The sequence below is a fragment of the Paraburkholderia caballeronis genome (assembly GCF_900104845.1).
Classification (GTDB): Bacteria; Pseudomonadota; Gammaproteobacteria; order Burkholderiales; family Burkholderiaceae; genus Paraburkholderia; species Paraburkholderia caballeronis.
This window is the reverse complement of sequence record NZ_FNSR01000002.1, coordinates 687,095-711,016: the sequence shown is the minus strand read 5'-3', so window position 1 is coordinate 711,016 and position 23,922 is coordinate 687,095. Positions and strand designations below refer to the sequence as shown.

General features: G+C 60.1%; 13 protein-coding genes. 8 read left to right on the top strand and 5 right to left on the bottom strand.

Annotated elements, in window-relative coordinates:
• Positions 1-300: 300 nt before the first annotated feature.
• On the bottom strand, positions 301-1,194 hold the full coding sequence (locus tag BLV92_RS19630) for an alpha/beta fold hydrolase (RefSeq protein WP_090547997.1): 894 nt from the start codon (positions 1,192-1,194) through the stop codon (positions 301-303).
• 706 nt (positions 1,195-1,900) lie between these two features.
• On the opposite strand from BLV92_RS19630, the gene BLV92_RS19625 reads away from it, so the two are divergent.
• From BLV92_RS19625 to BLV92_RS19605, 5 genes are all read left to right on the top strand, one after another.
• A complete protein-coding gene (locus BLV92_RS19625) occupies positions 1,901-2,287 on the top strand; it encodes a response regulator transcription factor (RefSeq protein WP_090547995.1) in 387 nt (128 codons plus the stop codon).
• Between the two features lie 465 nt (positions 2,288-2,752).
• Positions 2,753-5,953: an efflux RND transporter permease subunit gene (locus BLV92_RS19620; protein ID WP_090547994.1), complete on the top strand. Its 3,201-nt coding sequence runs from the start codon at positions 2,753-2,755 to the stop codon at positions 5,951-5,953.
• The gene (locus tag BLV92_RS19615) at positions 5,943-7,133 is read left to right on the top strand and encodes an efflux RND transporter periplasmic adaptor subunit (RefSeq protein WP_090547992.1); all 1,191 of its coding nucleotides are present in this window, start codon (positions 5,943-5,945) and stop codon (positions 7,131-7,133) included. Before BLV92_RS19620 ends, BLV92_RS19615 begins: the two co-directional genes overlap by 11 nt.
• Positions 7,126-8,571 carry an efflux transporter outer membrane subunit gene (locus BLV92_RS19610; RefSeq protein WP_090547991.1) on the top strand — a complete coding sequence of 482 codons (1,446 nt, stop codon included), beginning with the start codon at positions 7,126-7,128 and terminating at the stop codon, positions 8,569-8,571. Before BLV92_RS19615 ends, BLV92_RS19610 begins: the two co-directional genes overlap by 8 nt.
• 240 nt (positions 8,572-8,811) lie before the next feature.
• The gene (locus tag BLV92_RS19605) at positions 8,812-10,260 is read left to right on the top strand and encodes an ATP-binding protein (RefSeq protein ID WP_167627123.1); all 1,449 of its coding nucleotides are present in this window, start codon (positions 8,812-8,814) and stop codon (positions 10,258-10,260) included.
• 91 nt (positions 10,261-10,351) lie between these two features.
• Here BLV92_RS19605 and BLV92_RS19600 read toward each other — a convergent pair whose 3' ends face one another.
• From BLV92_RS19600 to BLV92_RS19590, 3 genes are all read right to left on the bottom strand, one after another.
• Entirely contained in the window at positions 10,352-11,476 is a 1,125-nt protein-coding gene (locus tag BLV92_RS19600; RefSeq protein WP_090547988.1) for an alkene reductase, read from the bottom strand.
• 300 nt (positions 11,477-11,776) lie between these two features.
• Positions 11,777-12,124, bottom strand: a complete 348-nt coding sequence (locus BLV92_RS19595; RefSeq protein ID WP_090547987.1) for a BON domain-containing protein — start codon at positions 12,122-12,124, stop codon at positions 11,777-11,779.
• Between the two features lie 371 nt (positions 12,125-12,495).
• A complete protein-coding gene (locus BLV92_RS19590; protein WP_090547985.1) occupies positions 12,496-13,710 on the bottom strand; it encodes an MFS transporter in 1,215 nt (404 codons plus the stop codon).
• 563 nt (positions 13,711-14,273) lie between these two features.
• Between BLV92_RS19590 and BLV92_RS19585 the strand changes: the two genes are divergently transcribed.
• From BLV92_RS19585 to BLV92_RS19575, 3 genes are all read left to right on the top strand, one after another.
• Complete coding sequence (locus BLV92_RS19585; protein WP_167627122.1) at positions 14,274-16,325, top strand: ATP-binding protein; 2,052 nt, start codon at positions 14,274-14,276, stop codon at positions 16,323-16,325.
• Between the two features lie 124 nt (positions 16,326-16,449).
• Positions 16,450-17,124 (top strand): response regulator transcription factor, encoded by a 675-nt coding sequence (locus BLV92_RS19580; RefSeq protein WP_244283936.1) that lies wholly within the window; start codon positions 16,450-16,452, stop codon positions 17,122-17,124.
• Positions 17,125-17,352: 228 nt separating this feature from the next.
• The gene (locus tag BLV92_RS19575) at positions 17,353-22,872 is read left to right on the top strand and encodes a trifunctional serine/threonine-protein kinase/ATP-binding protein/sensor histidine kinase (RefSeq protein WP_090547980.1); all 5,520 of its coding nucleotides are present in this window, start codon (positions 17,353-17,355) and stop codon (positions 22,870-22,872) included.
• A 28-nt stretch (positions 22,873-22,900) separates the two neighbouring features.
• Here BLV92_RS19575 and BLV92_RS19570 read toward each other — a convergent pair whose 3' ends face one another.
• On the bottom strand, positions 22,901-23,791 hold the full coding sequence (locus BLV92_RS19570; RefSeq protein WP_090547979.1) for a LysR family transcriptional regulator: 891 nt from the start codon (positions 23,789-23,791) through the stop codon (positions 22,901-22,903).
• Positions 23,792-23,922: the final 131 nt, after the last annotated feature.

Below are 23,922 nucleotides of genomic sequence, written 5' to 3'. Positions count from 1 at the left end.
GGTTTGGTACCGTGAGACGGCATAGGTAGTGGGTGTCGAGCAAGCTTGGCATGTCGTTTGTCCTGTGGAGCAATGACGGGACGCGCGGGCGCGGCTGGTGGCGGTTGACTTTTTCCGTCGAGCACCGTGCTCCGCAATCTAGGACGCGTGCCATTCAGAAGTCCTGAAGTCCTGTTGAAACGTCCTGAATGTAAGACACGTGCGCGCGAGGACGATGCTGCCGCAGTGCGCCAAGTACACGGTTACGGATTGATGCGTATAGGCGATCCATGACAGGGCGGTTCTGATACGGCCACGTTTTCATTCCTTCCAGGGCGACAGGAAATCCAGCAGCAGTTCGTTGACCCGATCCGGTTGTTCCTCATGCGGGAGGTGCCCACATCGGGAAATCGGTTCAGCCCTGAGGTTCATTGCCATCTCGTCCCATACAGCCTTCATGTCGAACATCTGGCCTACGGCGTGGAATTCCTCGCCCCAGATGGCCATCGTTGGACATGAGATCTTTACGTCCGCGTCGATCAGGTCCTGCGCGACGTCCGCTGCGTTGGCCCGGTAGTCAGACATCGCGCCGCGCAGAGCCCCGGGGCTCTGATAAGCTTCGACATACTGAGCGAACGTCTCGCAGTCGATTGCGTGGGGGTTATAGCACCAGTCCGAGAAGAAGTAGCGGAGCCACTGGGGCACTTTGCCCTCGATCAGCGCTTCGGGAAGATCCGGAACTAGATGAAACAGAAAGAACCAGTACGCACGCGCCGTATCGGCATTCATCCGCCGGGCTATCATGCGGGTCGGCACGTTGTCGAGCACCGCCAGCCGGACGAGACGCCGCGAATGATCCTTGGCAAAGCGCGTGGCGACCCGTGCGCCGCGGTCGTGGCCGACGAGGGCGATCCGATCTATACGGAGCTCGTCCAGCAGGCACGCTATATCGAGCGCCATATTGCGCTTGTCATAGCCGCTCGCCGGCTTTTCCGTCGCCCCGTAGCCGCGCAGATCCGGTGCGATCACGCGGTATTGCTGAGCGAGCACGCCAATCTGATGGCGCCACGCTATGCTGGTTTCTGGAAAGCCATGCAGAAGAACGACGGCGGGGCCAGTTCCCGCGTCGAGATAGTGCTGGCGTATGCCATTGGCGGTGACCGTGTGATGGACGACTGGAGCGGTGTCGGTGTCGGTGGCGGTATGGTTTGTCATGGCGTTTGCTGCGGAAAGCAAGCGGTTGCGGTTGTCGGACGAGGCGCGACTGCACGTCACATGTTGGGGTAGCCCGACGGATGGAGGTAGCGTGCCGCGTCAAGCCTGAAAAGTCTTGAAGCACCATGAAAATTCACTCATCCCGCGATACCCCAATCGAGACGGCGGCCGGGTTGGTTGGGTAACCGTGCGGTTCGCTGCGCGCGGCGGCTGATTTACGCGTCCCGATATTTGTCGGACGATCTGCTCGCATTGGCGGCTCGCAACTGGTACCCATTGCCTGTGTCTGCGCGCGTAGCGGCAGAGCGGACGCAGAAGTGTTGGGTATCGAAAAATTCAGTCCCCAAGCCGACAACGTAGTATCGATGACACGCTGCGCATGAGCGATGCAGGTTGTTGGGTCCATTACCATTTTCGTATTCGCGGTGAGATATCTGTTTTCACCCGACGACGAACGACGGGTGAGCCGATGGTATGTAATCGGTCAGGTTGACGGATTTTATTGTGTGGCAGTCTGAAAGAGATTTTTGTTTTCTGAATTATCGAGGGTGATCGTGCTGGCGAATTTACGAAACGGCGGGCGGCTGTCGGTGACGGCACCGTGCGGCCACTATACATTGGTGTCATATCCAGTAGCCGGTCGACCGGTTATGCTCGAAGCCAGTTAGGGAAAATTCCACCTGGCACTTCGAAATCCGAGGTCACCTTGCCTATCCAGCCCGTCGTTTCGATTGTCGATGACGATGTAAATTTCTGCATCGCAACGGCCGGTTTCGTCCGATCGTTCGGCTGCGACGTCCGCACTTTCGACTCGGCGAGCAGTTTCCTTCGGTCAGGACTTGCTGCCCGCCCGGCCTGCCTGATTTCCGACATTCGGATGCCGAAGATGTCGGGCATAGAACTGCACGAACGGCTGCTGAGCCTTGGCTATGCGATTCCCGTGATTTTGGTCACCGCTGCGGAAACCCCGGACACGCTGGCGCGTGCCCGGCGCAATGGCGTGCTCGCCATCTTTCCGAAGCCTTTCGATCCCACCGAAATGCAATATTGGCTGAGCCGGGCGTTAGCGGGCGATCCTGGATTTTCGTCCTAAAACGAAAATATCTGATTTCGGCTTCGCAGAATGCCAGGGTTAATGTAGTGAATTATGCTGAAAAATATGAATAAATTAATAAGAATTCAGCATGGAAAAATGAAATTTTCGCTATTGATCGCTACGGTTTATTTCGTTGGTGCGTGATTTTCGTTATTTCTCGTTGGCGGAGCGCTAATGCCGGAAGTGCGGACCAAATTGACCGGCTATTCATTTCTGTGAAAGCGCGCAGGACGTGACACGGCGCGGTGATAGTTGATAGCCGCGGCACCATATCGAGTGTTGCATTGCGCGACGCGCAACGCTATGTGGCGCGTGGTTCGTATTCCGCGCAATTGCACTTACGTTTACCGTGCGAACTCCGGAACAGATGCCGCAACGAGTCAGTTTTCGTCGACTGGCAGACACGACTACGGTCGTGCTGTAACGCGTTCCATCCATTGCCTGCAGAGAAGGAATATCGGCATGATTCGCCTCGTACACATTGCGCTGCGACGTCCTTATACATTCGTTGTACTTGCAATTGCTATTTGCTTCGTCGGGCCGCTCAGTGCGGTAAGAATGCCGACAGACATTTTTCCCGACATACGCATCCCCGTCATCAGCGTGGTGTGGCAGTACACCGGATTGCCGCCCGACCAGATGGCCGGACGCATCACGTCGCAGTTCGAGCGTTCGGTCACCACGACAGTGAACGACGTCCAGCACATCGAAGCGCAGTCTCTTGTGGGCTACGGCATCGTTAAGATCTTCTTCCAGCCGGGTGTCAACATCAGCGCAGCAAACGCGCAGGTCACGGCCATCGCGCAGACCCAATTGCGGCAACTGCCGCCCGGAACCACGCCGCCGTTGATCTTGAATTACAACGCATCGACCGTGCCAATCATCCAGCTCGCCATGTCCGGAAAGGGACTATCCGAGCAGAATCTCGGCGATATCGGCTTGAACCAGCTTCGTCCGGCGCTTACCACCGTCGAAGGCGCGGCTGTGCCTTATCCTTTTGGCGGTAAGACGCGTCAGGTGCAAATCGATGTCGATCCGGCAGCGCTGCACGCATATGGACTTTCTGCGCAGGACGTTGCGAACGCACTCGCGGCGCAAAATCTGATCACGCCGGTTGGCACCGCGAAATTCGGTCAACACGAGTACACGATCCAGTTAAACGACGCTGTAGCGGCCATCGAGGCTCTTGGCGATCTCCCGATCAAGGCTGTCAACGGGGCGACCGTGTATATCCGCGATGTCGCGAACGTGCGCGACGGCAGCCCACCTCAAAGCAACATCGTGCATGTGAACGGCCACCGCTCGGTGCTTCTTTCGGTACTGAAGAACGGCTCAGCATCCACGCTCGGCATCATTTCCGGAATCAAGCGGCGTGTCGAGGAGTCGCGCGCGGCACTGCCCGACAACCTTCGGATCGATCCGATTGGCGACCAGTCGCTGTTCGTGCGGGCCGCCATCACCGGTGTTGCGCGCGAAGCGGTAATCGCCGCGGCGCTGACGAGCCTGATGATCCTACTGTTTCTCGGCAGTTGGCGGTCCACCGTGATCATCGCGACTTCCATTCCACTCGCCATTCTCGGGTCCATCACTGCGCTCTCTGTGCTCGGAGAGACGATGAACATCATGACGCTCGGCGGGCTTGCGCTTGCCGTGGGCATACTCGTCGACGACGCAACGGTGACGATCGAGAACATTAACTGGCATCTCGAACAGGGCAAGCCGGTCGAGCAGTCGATTCTTGACGGCGCCGCGCAGATCGTGACGCCCGCGTTCGTGTCGCTGCTATGCATCTGCATCGTCTTCGTGCCGATGTTCTTTCTCGACGGCGTTGCGCGCTTCCTGTTCGTGCCGATGGCGGAGGCCGTGATCTTCGCCATGGTGTCGTCATTCATCCTGTCCCGCACGCTAGTTCCGACGATGGCGAACTATCTGCTGAAGCCGCATAGCACCGATGAAGCGGGCACGAGCCACCCGAGCCACCGTCATTCGAACGAGCTTGTTCGTTTTCAGAAGCGATTCGAGGCGAGTTTCGAGCGTTTGCGCGCCGGCTACCATGGCGTATTGGAGCAGACGCTCGCTAACCGACGGGCCTTTCTGCTGACCTTTGTGGGGTTCGTGGCACTGTCGTTTTGCTTCGTGCCGTTTCTCGGACGCACCTTCTTTCCCACTGTCGATTCGGGGCAGATTCTCATGCATGTACGCGCTCCCGTTGGCGAGCGGGTGGAGCGGACCGCTAGTCTTTTCGCCGGTGTGGAGGCCTCGATTCGCCGAACCATTCCACCTCGAGACCTCGGTACCATAGTGGACAACATCGGCCTGCCCGTCAGCGGCATCAATACGGCGTACAACAACACCGGCACAGTTGGTTCACAGGACGGCGACATTCAGGTTGAGTTGAAGGAGGGGCATGATCCGACTGCAGATTATGTTCATAAGCTGAGAGAGCGGTTGCCTCGCGAGTATCCCGGCATGGTGTTTTCGTTTCCGCCAGCTGACATCATCAGTCAGATCCTGAATTTCGGTTCGCCTGCACCGATCGATCTGCAGGTTCGAGGAAACGACCTGGCCGGCAACTTCCGCTATATCGACCGTGTGTTGCGCGACATCCGGCGCGTACCCGGGGTGGTGGACGCCCATATCCAGCAATCGCAGGCAAATCCGACGTTCAACGTCGATGTGGACCGCACCCGCGCACAGCTTGTCGGCGTCACCGAGCGGGACGTGACCAACAGCATGGTGGTGAATCTCGCGGGCTCGAGCCAAGTGGCGCCGACCTTCTGGCTGAACAACTCGAATGGCGTGTCCTATCCGATCGTGTTGCAAACGCCTCAGTACAGCGTGGATTCGCTAGCGGCGCTGGAGAACCTGCCGGTCACTGCGTCCCAGGCACAGAGCGAACAGGTGCTGGGCGGCCTTGCCACGTTCGGGCGTAGCCACGGAAACCTGGTATTCAGTCAGTACAACATACAGCCCGTGGTGGAGATATTCGCGTCGACGCAGGATCGTGACCTCGGCGCAGTGACGAAGGACATCGAACGCGTCATCGCGCGCTACTCGACGTCGGTGCCGAAAGGATCAACGGTGTTGTTGCTCGGTCAGGTGAAAACGATGAACAGCGCGTTCGCAGGCCTGCTGTTTGGTCTGGTCGGCGCGATCGTGTTGATCTATCTGCTGACCGTCGTGAACTTCCAGTCTTGGGCGGATCCGTTCGTGATCGTGTCGGCGCTGCCAGCGGCGCTTGCCGGCATCGTCTGGATGCTGTTCGTGACACATACCACGCTGTCGGTTCCCGCGCTGACCGGGGCGATCATGTGCATGGGAGTAGCGACGGCGAACTCCATTCTCATCGTCAGTTTTTGCCGAGAACGCCTCGCCGCGCACGGCGACGCAGTGCGCGCCGCGCTGGAGGCTGGAATGGCACGGTTCAGGCCGGTACTGATGACCGCACTGTCGATGATCATCGGCATGGCGCCGATGGCACTGGCGCTCGGCGAAGGCGGCGAGCAGAACGCGCCGCTCGGCCGCGCCGTTATCGGCGGCCTTATGTTCGCGACCACGGCATCGCTTCTTTTCGTGCCAGTGTTTTTCAGCATTGTTCATTCACGCCCGCCGCGTGCCGTTACGCAGGCAACCGTATCTGGAGGTACCGCTCATGTCGTCTGAACCAGTTCAAACGTATTACGTGCGCAGGCCGGCTCGTAGCCGCACGCTGCTCGCGCTGATAGTGGGCTTCATGGGAATCGCTATCGTGGTCATATCGTGCTTTCTCGTGCGCGCCAGTGAGTCACGAAAACTGAACGAGTGGACCGATAAGCAGGCGATTCCTACCGTGACGGAAATTGCTCCGGCGCGGGCGTCCGGCGGCCCGATTCTTACGCTGCCGTCGCGGCTGGAGGCTTATTCGCGTGCGCCGATCTTCGCACGAGTGCCCGGCTACCTGAAATCGTGGAACGTAGACATCGGCGCGACCGTCAAAGCGGGACAGTTGATGGGCATGATCGAAACGCCGGAACTGGACCAGCAACTCATGCAGGCGAGAGCTGATCTTGCGAGCGCGCGAGCTTCAGAGAGACTGGCGGCGCTCACGGCGAATCGCTGGCAGGCCATGGCGGGCACGGATGCCGTCGCGCAGCAGGACGTCGACGAGCGCACCAGTGACTGGACAGCCAAAAAAGCGGTGGTCGCGGCGGCCGCGGCGAACGTCGACCGGCTCGTGGCTCTCAAAGGCTTTGCAAGAATCGTCGCGCCGTTCGATGGGGTCGTCACCGCGCGTATGACGGACATCGGTGCCTTGATCAATGCGGGCAACGGTGGGGCCGGCAGTGAGCTTTTTGAGGTGTCCGACGTGCGGCAACTGCGTGTCTATGCGAGGGTTCCGCAGAACTACGCGCGTCAGATTTCGGACGGCACAACCGCGACGCTGACGGTGCCCGAATATGCAGGCAAAACGTTTAGCGCGCGCGTGGTTGCACAGGCAGGTGCGGTCGATTCCGGTTCGGGCACGACGCTTGTTCAGCTGTTCGTTGATAATCGCGACGAAAAGCTGATGCCGGGCGGCTACGCGAGCTTGCAATTTGGTTTGCCGCAATCGGCCACAGGCGTTCGCATTCCGGCGAGTGCGCTGGTGTTCGATGAGCGCGGCTTGCAGGTTGCCGTCATTGGGCGCGACGACAAGGTGTTTTTTCGCCGGGTGAGCATTGCGCGCGATTTCGGCGACTCGGTAGAAATCGCGTCGGGCCTGAGAACGTCGGACCGTGTTATCGATACGCCGCCCGACGGCCTCGCGCAAGGGGACGCGGTCCATATCGCGAAGGCTATTGCGCGTGAGGGATCTCATGAATAGGCTGTCCTGTGCTGCGCGCCTTCGCCTTTTGGTAGGTTTCAGTGTGAACGTGTGGTTGGCTGCGTGCTCGCTCGCTCCCGATTACGAGGTATCGGCCGTGCCAATAGCGGAGCAGTATCGCGCGACCAGCCCGTGGATCGCGGCCGTGCCCGCGGACCGCATCAGCCGCGACGATTGGTGGACGATGTACGACGACCCGCAACTCGACGAACTGGAAGTGCGCCTGCTGCGCAACAACGCCGACCTTCAGGCTGCGTTCGCACATTACGACGCCGCGCGGGCTTATGTCGGCGAGGCGACGGCGGGACTCTATCCGCAGGTGACAGCCGTCGTCGCGCCACAGCGCAATAGGCAATCGGATACGCGCCCGCTGCGCGCGGGCGGTCCCGACGACTACACATCGGTCACGATTGGAGCGCAAATCAATTACGACGTCGACCTGTGGAACCGCGTCCGCGACTCGGTGACGGCCAGCAAGGCCGACGCGCAAAGTGCACAGGCCGACTTCGCGTCGGTACAACTGAGCTTGCAGGCGCAATTGGCGGAGGACTATGTCCGGCTGAGGGGCTTCGATCAGCAAACGGCGTTGTTGGAACAAACTGTCGATGCGTACGCGAAGGCCGTGCGGTTGACCGAGACGTTGCATAGCGGTGGCATTGTGACCGGGCTGGACGTTTCGCGGGCACAGACGCAGCTTGCGTCTGCGAAATCGCAGCTTGAGCAGAACGTCGCGCAACGCACGTCGATGGAACATGCGATCGCAGTTCTCGTCGGAGCATCGGCATCGCAATTCACCTTGCCTCGAAAGACATCATCGATCGGAATTCCGGTCGTGCCGGTGGGCGTTCCCTCCGAACTACTGCAGCGCCGGCCGGACATCGCGGCCGCGGAGCGACGGGTCGCGGCCGCTAATGCGAGGATAGGGGTTGCACGCGCCGCCTTTTTTCCCGCGCTTACCCTGAGTGCGCAGGGCGGCGTGCAGAGCAGCGCCTATTCGGCGGTAATGTCTGCGCCCAGTCTGTTTTGGACTGTCGGACCCCAGCTCGCCCAGTATATTTTTGACGGCGGTCTGCGCCGTGCTCAACTGGATGAAGCGAAGGCTGCCGAAAATGAAGCTGCCGCCCGCTATCGAGGCGTCGTCCTTTCCGCCTTCCAGCAGGTGGAGGACGGCCTGTCACAAATATCGGATCTTGGGACTGCGTTGGCCGACCAGCATGCGGCCGCCGCCGCGGCGCAACGTTCGCTCGATCTAGCGCTGTCGCAATACGGCCACGGAGCGGTGGGTTACCTCGACGTGGTGCAGGCCCAAACGGCAGCGTTGGAATCCCGGCGCAGCGAGTTCGACCTCCAGACTCGGCAACTGGACGCGAACGTACAGCTTGTTCGGGCTCTTGGAGGCGGCTGGTTGGCGACCTCGCCAACCAGCCGGACGATGTAGCGAACCGGGCTATGCAAGCGCAGTAACTGGGTCGACGTCAACGCGCGAACTGTGCTGGACGGCCGCCTTATACCTGTGTATAGGGTGTAAAGACACAAAGCCGATACCCATCGGCCACCGCGGCATTCATCATTAATGTACGGAGTTCGCCGCGGCCCTTCGCTGCATCGGAAAGTTTCTTGTAACCACAATCGGTGTCGAGGCGAGCATGTCCGACCCATCAAGGGAGGTCAGCGAGCCATGTTCATTATCGGAAGACTTCAGATCATCGAGGAGCGCCGGGAAATCCTGCGCGATGGAATGCCAGTCAAGGTCGGAAGTCGTGCGTTCGATCTGCTTTGGCTGCTGATTCAGGAACGGGGACGCGTTGTCAGCCAGAAGGAAATCCTTGAGCGTGTATGGCCCGGCGTCGTGGTGGAAGAAAACAACATCCAAGTACAGATCGCCTTCCTGCGAAAGCTGTTGGGTCCCGACAGGTCCGCAATCCGGACCGTTCCCGGCCGAGGTTACCTGCTGGTAGGTGCAAACGGTGAAGAAACCCAAGCACTTTCACATTCGTATCGCATTCCGGACAATGGCGCCGCGTCAGCCGGCACATCGGCAACGCTGTTCGGCCACGGCGCCGATTCCGCCATCATAGAGATGCTCCGCGTCTCGCCGATCGTGACATTAGTTGGCCCTCCGGGGGCCGGCAAGTCGTGCATCGCCCGGAGGGTTTTTCAACACGTCCGCTCGAAGTTCGCCGACGGGGCCGTCGCCATTACGCTGTCGACTGCAACGGCCGGCTCGGTCATCCCCGCGCTGGTAGCCGACACCCTTGGGCTCGCAAGGGAATTCACGCAAGCGCTGATGGTCGACGATGTCGTAGCGTCACTCGCGGGCCGGCAGGTGCTTCTGTTCCTTGACGACTGCGAGCACGTCGTCGATGCGGCAGCGGAATTTGCGGAACTGCTCGTCGAAAGCAACACGTCGATCCGGATACTTTGCACGAGTCGAGAAGGCTTGCGAGCGAAGAGCGAGGCGATATTCAAGGTGTCCGGGTTGGAACTGCCAGATGAGACGGCGCTTGGCGAATCTCTCGCCAACGCGGAGGCCGTTAGACTTTTCATCGCGCGGGCGCGAACCGTCGATCCGATGTTTCCAGACGACGCGGCTTCGCTCCCGCGTATCGCTACGATTTGCCGCCGGCTCGATGGAAACCCGCTCGCCATCGAACTAGCAGCATCGCGTGCTGCCACGCTGGGTATGCAGGTAGTCGAGGACCAGATGCACGACCGCTTCGCGGTGCTGACCGGCGGTAGCAGGAATGCGCCGGAGCGCCACCGGTCGTTAAAGGGTGCGTACGACTGGAGTTATCGCCTGCTGAACGAGCACGAACAGGTGTTGTTTCGCAATACGAGCACCTTGGACGCCCCGTTTAGTTTCGATGATATTCTGCGGTTGGGAGCAGCATTGCGACTGAGCGAGACCGCAACGATCGAGTCGTTGTGCGGCCTGATTGCGAAATCTCTCGTTACCCGGCAGGCAGACGGCGAGCATTTCGGCATGCTGGAATCGGCCCGCGCCTATGCGTTGTACCAGCACACCGCCAACGAGGAAGCATCGGCTGCACAGTCGCTCATGGTGGCGTTGGCCCCGCCGGTGTCGTTGTCGACTCAGGAAGAGACATCACCTTTGCTGGCCGATTGAGCTGGATTGGCACCCGTCGCACTATGGGCATCGACGGCGGGCAACGAATTCCGGTTCGGCGCCGCCATCGGGATTCGTTGGGGTACGCCTGTCAGTTCGTCGAAGAGGCGAAAGCGCGGTAGTCGGTATAACCCTTCTCACCGCCACCAAAAAAAGTGCTAGGATCAGCTTCTGTGAGCGGCAGATGCCGGCGCAGCCTGCCTGGCAAGTCGGGGTTCGCGATGAACGGGCGGCCGAATGCGATCAGGTCTGCGCGTCCGCTCTCTATCGCCAGCCTCGCCGAGTCCGGTGTATATCCGCCGGCAAGCATCAGTACACCGTTGAACGTGTCGCGCAGCTGCTTGATGATGCCGTCCCACCGCGGGTCGTACTGTTCGTCTCGGACCGTGCCGACGATCGCAGGCTCCACGAGATGCAGATACGCTAGGCCCCAGTCGTTCAGACGGCGCGCAATATAACCGAACGTTGCTTCGGGGCTTTCGTCCCCCATGCCGAGGAACCGACCCATCGGCGTTAGACGCACGCCTACGTTGACCGCACCGACTTGTTCGGCGACTGCGTCTACGACTTCAAGGAGCAGTCTCGTTCGGTTTTCGATGCTGCCGCCGTATGCATCGGTGCGTCGATTGCTGTTGCTGTTGATGAACTGGTCCAGCAGATAGCCGTTGCCAGCGTGAATTTCCACTCCGTCCATTCCGGCGGCCATCGCGTTACGTGCGGCGCCACGGTAGTCCTTCACGATTGCCGTGACCTCTGCCGTCGTGAGTTCCCGCGGCACTGGAATGGGAGCCCACAGGCCATTACCCTCTTTATCGACGATGAACGTCTGGCCGGGCACTTCCATTGCAGTCGGCGCGACCGGAAGGCGTTGACCCGGCTGGAAGACCGGATGCGACACTCGGCCAACATGCCAGAGTTGCAGATAAATCTTGCCGGCTTCCGCGTGGACTGCATCGCTCACGGCGCGCCATCCTTCGATCTGGCCGGGGCTATGAATGCCCGGTGTCCAGGCATAGCCTTGGCCCTGTTGTGATATCTGCGTAGCCTCCGCAACGATCAATGCGGCGCTGGCGCGCTGCCGGTAGTACTCCACATTCATCAGGGTCGGGATATTGCCTGGTTGACCTGCGCGCGAGCGTGTGAGTGGTGCCATGACCACGCGATGCGGAAGATGCAGGCGGCCGAGTTGAAGGGGCTTGAAAAGAACGTCGGACATTGATATCTCCATGCGGGAATGGGGGTGTCGTCGCGTCTGTCAAGTTAGCTTTTGTTGTCGCAAACCGGAATCAGGCGGATGCGCGAAGGGGCTTTGCGCCGGATGCAAAGCGAGCTGGAGCCCCACAGTCGATGTCGGCTAGCGAGCTCGACGCCGATGTTCGCTGATGGTCGGATGAAACGCGTGTTTCGCTAATGCGTCGTTCGAGAATCGAACAACATCATGGGTCTCGCAGCGTCGATCGTGTTGCCTGTTGCTCGCCCGGCGCGCGAGAGATCCCGTTGTGCGAAAGCAGGACGATTAGTTACCCGGCTCTTTCACCGTCAGTCGATTCGTGACGGACTTTGCCTGCGCGACGCCCTGTGCCGCATTCTGGGCAAGGGCAATCTGCGATTCTTCCGGAACACTGCCTTCGAGCGTGACGGCGCCGTTCTTCGCAAGGACGACGACACCTGACGAATTTAGTCCCTTCGTCGCGGTCAGCGCCTTGCGAACGGCGTGCTCGGTCTGCCGGTTCTGCGCTCGCAGAACCTTCTTCTGCAGTGGCGGGGGCGACTGGGTCGCGTCGCTGCTTTCTTGCGCATACGCAGAAGCGGCGGCGAGCAGGGCGGCCGCAAGAACCGCAGTAATGAGTTTCGAGTTTTGCATGATTCCCTCCGGTAAATGATGTTGTCGAAAACGACGGGCGGTCTAAGGCAATCGACCGTACTCCGAATCTTCTCTTTCGCGAGCGACCAGCAACGTGTAGCCGAACGTGAGCGAGGGTGGGAGGCGCGGCTCGATTGCGATGTGCTTTATGTTACGAACTGTGGCGGGCGCTGGACAACTGAATAGATATGAAGTGTTCTGGTCGGGCCGCGTTTGCGAAGCTGTATGTTCGTAGGGAGCTCGATACGGTATATGCCGGCTATGGAGCCGAGGCTTGCGGCGACGAAAATTGTGAGGCCATGAAGCGGGGAAAATGGAAGAGCGTAGGCGGTGCCGAAGGACCCAGCAGCAGCGTGCGTTGAACGCGTGGATTATCGTCGGCTCAGCCCGTGGGGACGACCCACGCGCAGAAAGTGAATGTACGCGGCGAGCGGAAACGCCGCCGCAACGCTCGCAACGAGCGTCCAGCCGCCACGTTCGAAAAGCATGCTGGCTACTGCAGAGCCGATAGCGCCGCCAACGAAGATACTCGTCATGTAAAGCGCATTGAGACGGTTGCGGCTTGCAGCGTGGAGAGCATAGATCTCGCGTTGGCCAAGCACCATGTTCATCTGAACCGCGAAGTCGAGGACAATGCCTGTGATGACCAATCCGTATACGCCGGAAGCCGGATGAACGAGGGCTGGTGCATAGGCGAGCGCTCCGGCTGCGAGCGCGATGAACGTCGCCCGTACGGAGTAGCCGGCATCGGCGAGGCGGCCAGCTACCGGCGCGGAGGTCGCACCGATCGCGCCGACGAGCGCGAACAGTGCGATAGCCGATTGAGAAAGACCATAATGGCGAGTCAGTTCTATGGGTACGGCGGTCCAGAATAGGCTGAACGACGCGAACATCAATCCCTGGTAGAGCGCTCGATGGCGCAGCACCGGCGTCGTGCGCAGAAGATGGAACAGCGAGCCGATCAGTCCGAAATATGACGCATGATGCTCCGGCGTGCGACGGGGAATCGTCAGGGCCAGCACGGCGGTAACGAGCGTCATCAGCGCGGCGGCCGCGGAAAACACGAAGCGCCAGCCGAAATGATCCGCTGCAAGGCTGGACAGCGGGCGCGACAGCAGGATGCCGAGCAGCAGGCCGGCCATGATCGTGCCCACCACGCGTCCTCGCGTCCGGTCGGGCGCGAGGTGTGCGGCGAGAGGAATCAGGATTTGTACGGCAACCGAGCTGAACCCGATTGAGAACGACATGACGAGAAACCAACCCGGCGAATGCATCAGCGACGCGGCTGCGAGGCTCAGGATCGATATCAGCGCGGTAGCGATCATGAGCCTGCGGTTCTCCACCAGGTCGCCAAGCGGCACGATAAAAAACAATCCGAGTGCGTAGCCGATCTGGGTGAGTGAGACGATGAAACTGGTGGCGCCGGCCGACATGTGAAGTGACGGACCAATCAATTCAGTGATCGGCTGCGCATAGTACAGGTTCGCGACAATCGCGCCACAACTGAACGCGAATAGCGCAATGAGTCCCGGGGTGAGTTTGACGGCCTGATGTTCGCCGTTCGGCGTGCGCGAGGGTGCGGACATAGTGGCTCCTTGGGCGATGACGTTGTATGGGGCGCGACGTCGACTGGCGAAGCGTAGCTGTGACGCTTCGTTTCCGGAATGCAGTATTGGCGCAAACGTCCATTGCGTCGCGCGCAACAAGATTTTTGTAGCACGACACGCCTGAATTGTCCTGAATCTGGCGCTTAAATTGCCGCCACTGCTACGGGGCGCTGGTCGATCGGGCACGCGAGTGTCCGGATTGGAGTCATTTATTTATCGAACGATCAATGCTATATTGAATTCGAAGATGGAAAATTGGCCCAACCGTCGAGCGGTCTGTTGTGCAAAGTGGCGTGCGCGACTGTTCAACGAATTTGATCGGACAGTTCGAAAGTTTGCGTCAGCGAGCGTATTGATTTGCCGTACCATCCGAAGACCAAAAAGGGATGGCCGTTGGTCCGTATCCCTGAGTTGGCTAGGCGATTGGTGTCGCCTGGCCGGAGCGGTCGCCATGCCTTGTTTTCGGCGCGGAAGTCCGCCTTAGCTTATGTGAGTTCACGATGTTACGAGTAGGAAGACTAAGCATTAGTCAGAAGGATCGCATGGTCTGCGTCGAAGGGGTTCCTGTCCGGATGGGAAGCCGGGCATTTGACGTTCTCGAACTACTGGCCGAGGCTAACGGCGCGCTGGTGACAAAGGACGACATCATGCAACGCGTCTGGCCAGACACCGTGGTCGAGGAAAACAATCTCCAGGTGCATGTCGCGGCGATTCGCAAAGTGCTCGGTAAAGACAGAGGTTTGTTGCTAACGGTTCCGGGACGAGGCTACCGGCTGGATGGCGTGAAGCCCGGCCGTGCGGCCAACGACGGTGAGTGCGAATCCCATCCGCATCCGGTAAATGCGCTTCGCCCTCTTCAAAACCTGCCGCTCGCACTATCGCCTATCGAGGGCAGGGAGGGCGCCATCGCTGACGTTTTCGAGGCATTGCGCGACTCGTCGATTGTTACCCTGATCGGTGCGGGCGGCATAGGGAAAACGCGCCTCGCCATTGAGGTGGCCCGTCGGTTGCAGCCGCATTTTCCAGACGGCCTTTGCTTCGTTTCGCTGGCGTCGGTTTCCGAGCCGCAGCAGGTGCTCGGCGCAATGGCCGAGGCGCTCGGAGCAGGTAGCGCGTCCGACATACCGGTGCTCGACGATGTCGTTCGTGACACGGCTGGCAGGCGCATTCTCGTCATCGTGGACAGCTGCGAGCACGTCGTCGAGGAGGCCGCATCTATCGTCGAGCGCTTATGCAGCGCTGTGGGGCTCACGAGATTCCTCGTGACTGGTCGGGAAGCGCTCGGACTGTCCGGGGAAAGGCTGTATCGCGTGCCGCCACTCGACGTTCCACCCCCGGATGCCGGCGGCGCCGAAATCCTGCGCCACAGCTCGGTGAAACTGTTCCTGTCGCGAGCCCGCGCAGTCGACCCGTCGTTTTCGCAGGACGAGCGCAGCGTGCTCCTGACCGGCGAGGTATGCCGCCAGCTCGACGGTATTCCGCTCGCCATCGAACTGGCTGCGGCCCGTGGCGCGCTGCTGGGCGTCGAAGTGCTGGCCACGCGCCTTGATGATCAACTGGACGTGCTTTCGGGAGGATATCGGACGGCGCTCCCTCGGCATCAGACGCTGAAAGCGACTTTCGACTGGAGTTATCGCCTTCTCACCCGAGAGGAGAGCGTGCTTTTGCGCTGGCTTGGTGTCTTTGTTGACGTGTTCACGTTCGATGCTGTTTGCCAGGTCGCGGCGCGTATCGGCGCGACTGAGCCGAAGGCCATGGAAGCGTTGAGCGGGCTTGTTTCCAAGTCGTTGGTGGTTCGCGCCGATGGCGGTCTTTCCTCCCGCTATCGCCTCCTATCGACAACGCGTAGCTATGCAAGGCAATTGCTGGAGGAGTGTGGGGAGCGGGAATTGGCCGAACACGCCCGTGCGGCATGGTTATGCGGCCGATTTGCGCGCACGGGCAATGGAACGTCATACCAGTCAGCCGACGATGCGCTCGCGGATTTCAGGAACGAATTGGGTGACGTGCGCGCAGCGCTTGGCTGGGCCTTTTCCGATCCGAAATATGCATGTATCGGGTTTAGGCTTGCCGGCACAGCGGTGCCGCTCATGCTCCGGCTTTCCCTTGTCGGGGAGAGCACGCGCTGGGGTGATGCCGCGTGGGGGCTCGTCCGCGCGTGGATGCCGGACTGCGGGGCGGCCGGGCAGCCGCCGTCCGTCGCGGCGCGAGCGCCGTCACGGCGATTGATGGACGATGTACAGAAGGTGTCGCCGATCGTATCCGCGACGCGTCTGCACGCCGGTGAAGACGGATGCGATTTTAGCGACGCGTCGAGCGCACTTCAGGGTCTCTCGCAGGCGTATCGCCTGATGGCAAACCCCCAGCGCGCACGGGCCGCCGAGCGATGGCTTCATGCGATGACGCGAGAATATGGGCAGCAGATCGGTCGGCAGGCTTCAAAGCGGATCCCGGGCGCCGGTGTGCAAGTGATGGGTGGCGAAAAACTGGCTGAATGCATGCTCGTCCGCGTGGCAGCTGAGGAGGCATACGATGCGACCGCGGGTCAGGGCGAGCCTGACGGAGTCGTGGCTGGCGTAGGGCGGATCGCATGAAGCGCTGTGGTTGCTGGTCGCGTGTCCATCCCCGATGCATACGGCGGTTGCATTTCGTTTCCGCCGAATAATGTGCGTGCGGAACGTGGATAGCCCTTGTCATGTTAACGAGGAAGGCTTGATTTTGGACTCATATTCAAACGCAGGCCCGGATGGGCGGTCCGATGGAAGCACCGCTTCCGTCGTCTATGTCATCGACGACGACGAGTCGATCAGAACGGGGCTAAGCGCTCTTTTCCGGTCGAGCGGGCTCCACGTCGAAACGTTCGGTTCGCCGAGGGAGTTTCTTGCATTTGACCGGCCGAGTGTGCCCGGCTGCGTCATTCTCGATATCCGGTTGCGTGGAGAGAACGGTCTCGTTTTTCAGCAGGAAATGGTGAAGACGGGCGTGCGTGTGCCGATCCTCTTTATCACGGGGCACGGTGACGTCGAGATGTCGGTGAAGGCCATGAAGGCGGGCGCGATCGACTTCTTCCAGAAGCCATTTCGCGATCAAGACCTTCTCGACGCGGTTTCCCAGGCGCTCAATCGCGATGCGGAGCGGCTGGCTGTGGAAAGTGCCCTTGCAGACCTGCACGCGTCGTACGAGTCGTTGACGGCGCGCGAGCGCGAGGTAATGGCGTTCGTGGTGGCGGGTTTGCTCAACAAGCAAATAGCGGCAGCTATGCGGCTCAGCGAAATAACGGTCAAGACCCATCGCGGACAGGTGATGCGAAAACTGGGTTGTCGCAGCGTTGCCGATCTGGTCAGGAAGGCGGAAGCACTAGGTGTCGGCGACGAATCCGCGTACAAACGTTGAAGTCACCAATGATCGCGAAACCAGGGTTATCGATGGATCAATGGACGGCACTGCCTCGACCCTTAAGCATTGTGAATTTCGCGGATATTTCCACATACGTTAGCGGGGAGACGTAGTGCGGCGTCTGGATTCCGCTGGTAGCATGCCAAGGTGCAGCGGTGGACATACAGTTGAACGGCGTGGGCAGCATGCCAGAACGCGACTGAATATCGACAGGGAGCAGCACGGATGAACGTGCGCAAGCAGACTACAGCCGGTGCAGGTGGCTTCGAGGTGACGTGGCAAGACGGGGCGTGTATTTTCTGCCGCGGATGGTCGGAAGACACTCGGGACATGTTGGGGCAAATTGCACTGCCGGATGACGCTGCGTCGTCGAATGTCGGTCCGCTCGCGCACGAATTCGGTTTGAGGGCGCGCCTCGATAGCACATGGGCAGTCGAACCATTGGCGCTGGCGCGGCTGAACAGCGGCCAGACCGTCCTCATACTTCACGATCCGGGTGGCGAGCCATTGGGGCGGGTTGCTGGCGCCGCAATGTCCATCGAGTCATTTCTCACGCTTGCCGCTGGCCTTGCCGCTGCGCTTCGGGAGGTGCATCAAGCCGGTCTCATTCACCAGGATGTCAGGCCGGCCAACGTCTTCTGGAACGAGAAATCCGGTCAGGCGTGGCTGACCGGCTTCGGACACGCTTCGTCGTGGCGGGTCGGCGAGGACTGGGAGTCGGCGAACCTCGACGTGACGCCGGACGCGCTGCCCTACATGGCGCCCGAGAAGACCGGCCGGCTGAATCGTCCGGTCGACGCGCGTAGCGACCTATATTCGTTCGGCGTGACGCTCTATCGACTGGCCTGTGGGCGCCTGCCTCTTGTGGCTGCGGATATTCCCGGCTGGGTTTACGCGCATATTGTGCGTGTTCCGGCTGAGCTGGCCGGGTTCGCAGGCGACGGTGTACCGATTCCAGCCGCCATCTCCGCGATCGTGATGAAGTTACTGGCCAAGGCTCCCGAAGATCGATATCAGACTGCCGCCAGCGTCGAATCGGACCTTCGAGAGTGTCTCGCGCAATGGAAACGGCATGGTCGGATCGAACCGTTCGCACTTGACGCCCGAGATAGCAGGCGGCCGTTGGGGGGAGCGCAGCGACTCTATGGACGAGAACGAGAAAAGCTTTCTTTGTTGCGGGCATTCGACGACGTCGTCGAGCGTCGCAATCCTGTGCTTGCGGTGGTTTCCGGACATTCCGGCGTCGGCAAGTCGTCGCTCGTCGACGAATTTCGCAACGCGGTCATGTCCAGGGACATTATCTTTGTCTCCGGAAAATTCGACCAGCACAAACGCGGCGTTCCCTATGCGACGTCCGCGCAGGCCTTCCAGACGCTGATCCGCCATATCCTGACGCTCGACGATACCGAGGTGGACCAATGGCGCGCCACACTCCAGGCAGCGTTAGGCGAGAATGGACGTTTGATTCTGGATCTGATTCCGGAACTGGAGTTCATCGTCGGCGAGCAGCCGGAAGTCCCCGACCTTCCGCCGCTCGAAGCGCAGAACCGGTTTCATCTGACCTTTCGGTCCTTCCTCGGAGCCTTCGCGCGAAGAGAACATCCGCTTGTATTCTTCTTCGATGATCTTCAATGGTCGGATGCGGCGACGTTACGGTTAATCGAAGACCTTTGCAGGCATTCCGATTCGAAAGATCTGCTTTTGATCGGTGCGTTCCGGCAAAACGAGGTCGACGCATCGCACCCGCTTTATGCCACGCTGCAGTCGATCGAAAAGCAGGGGCTCGACCTGCGCAGCATCGTACTCGAACCGCTTTCGTCCGACGCGATGCTCGATTTGGTCTCCGACGCCGTGCATTGCAGTCGTGAGGAGGTCGAATCGCTGGCGGGTCTCGTGCACGACAGGACGGCCGGCAATCCGTTCTTCGCGGTCCGGCTGTTGAATGCGCTGTGCGACGAAGGCCTGTTGGCCTATGACGCCGCCAGGACGAGATGGACATGGGATCTAGTCAGCATCGAAGCGCGGCAGTTCGGTGAAAACATGGGCAACCTTATTGCCGGCAAGCTCCGTTGCGCGGAACCGGACGCGCGGGCGCTGCTGAAAGTGCTGGCCTGTATCGGGCTGTCGGCCGACGATGAACTTCTGTTGATCGCATCGGGGATGCGCGCAGATACAATCGAGAGGACCCTGCGGGGCCTCCTGCAGTCCGGACTGATCGAGAGGTGGGAGGGTGCGTTCCGGTTTGCGCATGACCACGTCCTAGAATCTGCCTATTCGTTGATATCGGCGGAAGAACGGCCGCGTCTCCATCTTCAGATCGGTCGTGCGCTACTCGAAGGGTTGACGCCCGCAGCGCTGAACGAGCGCATATTCGACGTAGTGACTCAATTGAACCGCGGCGTCTCTTTCGTGACCGACTGGGACGAACGGCTCGCGATTGCACGGCTCAACCTGGATGCCGCCAGAAAGGCGAAGGCTGCGGTCGCGTATGCCTCCGCATGCCACTACCTGTCCCAGGCGATCGCAACGGTTGGTGACGACGCCTGGTCACGATCCCGTCCGCTGGCAAGACAACTCTGGCTGGAACTGGCCGAATGCGAATTTCTCAGCGGGAACTTTCCGGCCGCCGGAGCGCGCGTTGATTTGCTGCTGTCCCGCAGCGAGACCGCGCTTGAAAAGGTGGACGCTTACCGGATAAAGGTCGACCTCCACGTCGTGAAATCGGAATACAGTCTGGCCATAGAGAGCGCGCTGGAGTGTCTCCGCCTTCTTGGCATCGACATGCCAGCCTATCCTGCCCGGAGCGACGTGGTCGCAGAATACGACCGGATACTGAAAGCCCTGGAAGGACGATCCGTGCGAGACCTCGCTGATCTTCCGCTCAATGTCGACCCGCAGGTCGAGGCGATGACGCGGATGCTCTCGGCGTTGTTCGCCCCGGCGGTATTCGCGAGCATTCATCTGGCGAGCCTCGTACTTTGCAGGATCGTCGAACTCAGCGTGCAACGCGGCAATACGGAAGCGGCCGCGGTCGGTTACGGCTGGTTCGGCGTTTTCCTCGGCACGATGTTCCGTCGATACGGGGAGGGCTACCAGTTTGCCGAACTGGCAGGTACTCTGGTGGAGAAACATGGTTTCGTTTCATCGCGTGCGCGAACCTTTCTCGTCATGGAGATCGCCGCGTTATGGACGAAGCCGATCGAAACCGGTATGCAACATCTCGCATCGACATTTCGCAGCGGCATCGAATCTGGAGATCTGACGTACGCCTGCTATAGCCGTAATCATCTGATAACCAACCGGCTATTGCGCGGCGATCCGCTCGACGAGGTGTGGAAGGAGTCGCTGTCCGCGCTGGCGTTCGTGCGCGCGGCTAATTTTCGCGACGTCGTAGACATTATCGTATCCCAGCAAAGATTCATTCTGAGCATGACCGGGGGAACGAATGCGCCGGGACATTTCGGCGGTGAAGACTTCGACGAATCTGGATTCGAGGAGCGGCTCGGATCGGTCAGCATGGACACGCTCGTTTGCTGGTACTGGATTCTGAAGCTCGAGGCACGGTTCATTGTCGGGGACTTTCGGGCTGCATTCGACGCGCGGCAGAACGCGCGGCGACTGATCGAAAGCACGGCAGGGCACGTCCAGCTCCTGAACTACCATTACTATGGCGCGCTGGTCATTGCGGCCATGTGGACAGAAGAGGCTGACTTGCGAGACGAGGACAGCTGGGGCGAGCAGATGAACGAGCACGTCGAGCAACTCGAGGGGTGGGCGAAGAACGGTTCATCGACTTTCGCGGACAAGTACGAGCTTGCCGCCGCGGAGCTAGCACGGCTTAGCGGAGACCACTTCGAGGCCATGCGGCGCTATGAACGGGCCGTCCAGACTGCGCGCAACAATGGCTTTGTACACTACGAAGCGGTTGCCAGCGAGACCGCCGCGCGTTTCTATCAGAGTTGTGGCCTCGACACCAACGCAAGCGCATATCTTCGCAATGCTCGCGCGTGTTTCGCCATCTGGGGGGCCGGCGCAAAGGTTCGGCAGTTAGATCTGAGCGACGGGACGCTCGTCGTACAGCGCGATGGATCTGCGGTATCCACCGACGGCACACCCCTTCAGTTGCTCGACGTGGCAATGGTCGTCGACGCCTCTCTGGCCCTTTCGGGAGAGATCGAGCAGCCACGGCTTATTGACCGATTAATGACCATTGCGTTGCGCTCTGCCGGCGCCGATCGCGGCTTGCTGGTCCTGTCGCGGCCGGATGGATTGCATGTTGCGGCCGCTGCTCTGGCGACGGGCGACGAAATCGTCGTGGAGCGCGGGGCGGTAGCGAAGCATGTGATGCCAGAAACGCTGTTGCGGTACGCGGCGCGTACCCGAACGAAGGTGATTATCGACGATGCAGCGAGTCCGCACGGTTTTTCCGAGGACGACTATCTGGCGAACACGGCGGCGCGGTCCATTCTGTGCCTGCCATTCGTTCGACAAGGCGTGGCAGGCGCCATTCTGTACCTTGAAAATAGCGTCACGCCGAGGGTGTTCACGGCCGAGAGAACCGCATTGCTCGAGGTCCTGGCGTCACAGGCGGCCATTTCGCTGGAGAACGCGCGCCTGTACAGCGATTTGCGGGAACGCGAATCGAGGGTTCGACGCTTGGTCGATTCGAACATCATTGGCATATTCATCTGGGATGACGATGACCGGATAATCGATGCGAACGAAGCCTTTATGCGGATCATCGGGTATGAACGCAGCCAGTTCATCGCTGGCGCGATACGGTGGACCGCACTGACACCCGACCTCTGGTGTGACCGCGACGAGGCGGCACTGCGCGATCTGGCGGTCACTGGATCGGTGCAGCCTTACGAGAAAGAATATCTTCACAAGGACGGAAGCCGGGTGCCAGTATTGGTGGGCAAGGCCGCGTTTGGAACGGGCCGCGCGCACGGCGTCGCCTTCGTCCTTGATTTGACCGAACTGAAGCGCGCGCAGCAGGAGATCCAAGCGAGTGAGCAGCGGCTTCGCGCCGCTCAGTTGGAGCTCTCGCATGCGAACCGCGTGGCCACCATGGGCCAGCTATCGGGTTCGATCTCGCATGAGGTCAGGCAACCGATTGCGGCGGCAGTGGTTAACGCAGACGCGGCGCTACGCTGGTTGAGCACGGATCCGCCCAATTTGCTTGAGGTCCGCGCGGCGCTGTTGCGAGCTAGCGCGCAGGGAACGCGGGCGGCAGAGGTCATGGAACGGATTCACGCTTTCTTCAAGAAGGCGCCACAGCGCTACGACAGGCTCAATCTGAACGACATCATCGGAGAGGTCGTCGCCTTGAGCCAGGGAGAAGCGGAAAAGCACAACGTTGCAGTGTTGCTCGAATTGACAGAGGAATTGCCAGAGGTAAGTGGCGACCGGGTCCAGTTGCAGCAGGTCATCCTCAATCTTTTCGTCAATGCTGTCGACGCGTTAAGCGGCGCAGATGAATGGGACCGGCAGATCGTTATCCGGTCTCGCGTGGGGGACGCCGGCAGCGCAATTGTGACGGTGGAAGACTCTGGGTGCGGACTCGATCCGACCAAGCTCGAAAGCGTATTTGAGGCGTTTCATACAACCAAGCCGGACGGCCTCGGTATGGGGCTTTCAATTTCCCGTGGGATCATCGAGACTCATGGGGGAAGGATATGGGCGACGGCGAATGTGCCGCGCGGAGCGATTTTCCATTTTTGCCTGCCTGCTCGCCAGCCGTGATTAACAACGATCAGTCGTTTGCGGGAGGCTAGATAGTGCCGGGACGAAGGACCTCCTTCGCCAGATTTGCCCATGCCTGCGCCGCCGTCGACAAGAAACCGATTCGCCGCCATGCGATGGCCATGCGCCATTGCAGGGTAGGATGGTCAAGCGGCACGATCACTATTTCTGGCCGCATGCGCGCGACCGCCACGCTTCGAGGCATGAACGTGGCGCCAAGACCCGCTGCGGCCAAGGCGATCATGAAACTGATCTGGCTGGATTGCGTGATGACCTTGGGAGCCAGATCCCGCTCCTTGAAACCCGTGACAAGCATGGTATGGAGCGCGAATCCCGAATCAAAGAGAATAACCGGCAGGTGCCGGAAGTCTTCCAGGCCGAGCTGTTCAGCGCGGGCTAGCGGATGTTCCCGCGGCAAGATCGCGACGACGGGTTCGCAGCTCATTTCCACGTATTCGAGTTCGTCGGGGACCGGTAAAAGCAGTCCGGCCAGATCGAGTTCGCCCGCCTGGAGTGCCTCGCGAAGCCGCACGCTGCCGTCTTCTGTGATCTTTACGTCGATGCCCGGATATTGGCTGCGAAACCGCGCGCAAATCGGCGCGAAAAGAAGATCGCTGCCAACTCTCGGGACGCCGAGCCGAACAATGCCGCGCTTCACCCCATGCAATTCGTCGAGCGCGCCGGTGAGCGCTTCACGAATCCGTAGCACCTCCAGCGCGTGTTCGTGGACGAGACGCCCCGCTGGCGTCGGCACGATGTGTTTGCCTGAGCGGTCCAGTAGCTGACAGCCGAGTTCTTCTTCGAGCTGCTTCACGACCTTGCTGACGGTCGACTGCGTGGAAAAGACCACCTTTGCCGCGTCGGTGAAGCCGCCTTGCCGGACTACCTCGACGAATATGCGCAAGCTGCGAAGATCCATTTCAATTCCATTTTAGACTTATTGCGATTCTGAAAATTCGTTTTGAGAATTATAGGACACTGCCTATACTTTGCCGCAAGTAGCGACCGTGTCGGCCGCCGAGGTAACCGAATTTCTGAGGGCATTGCCGT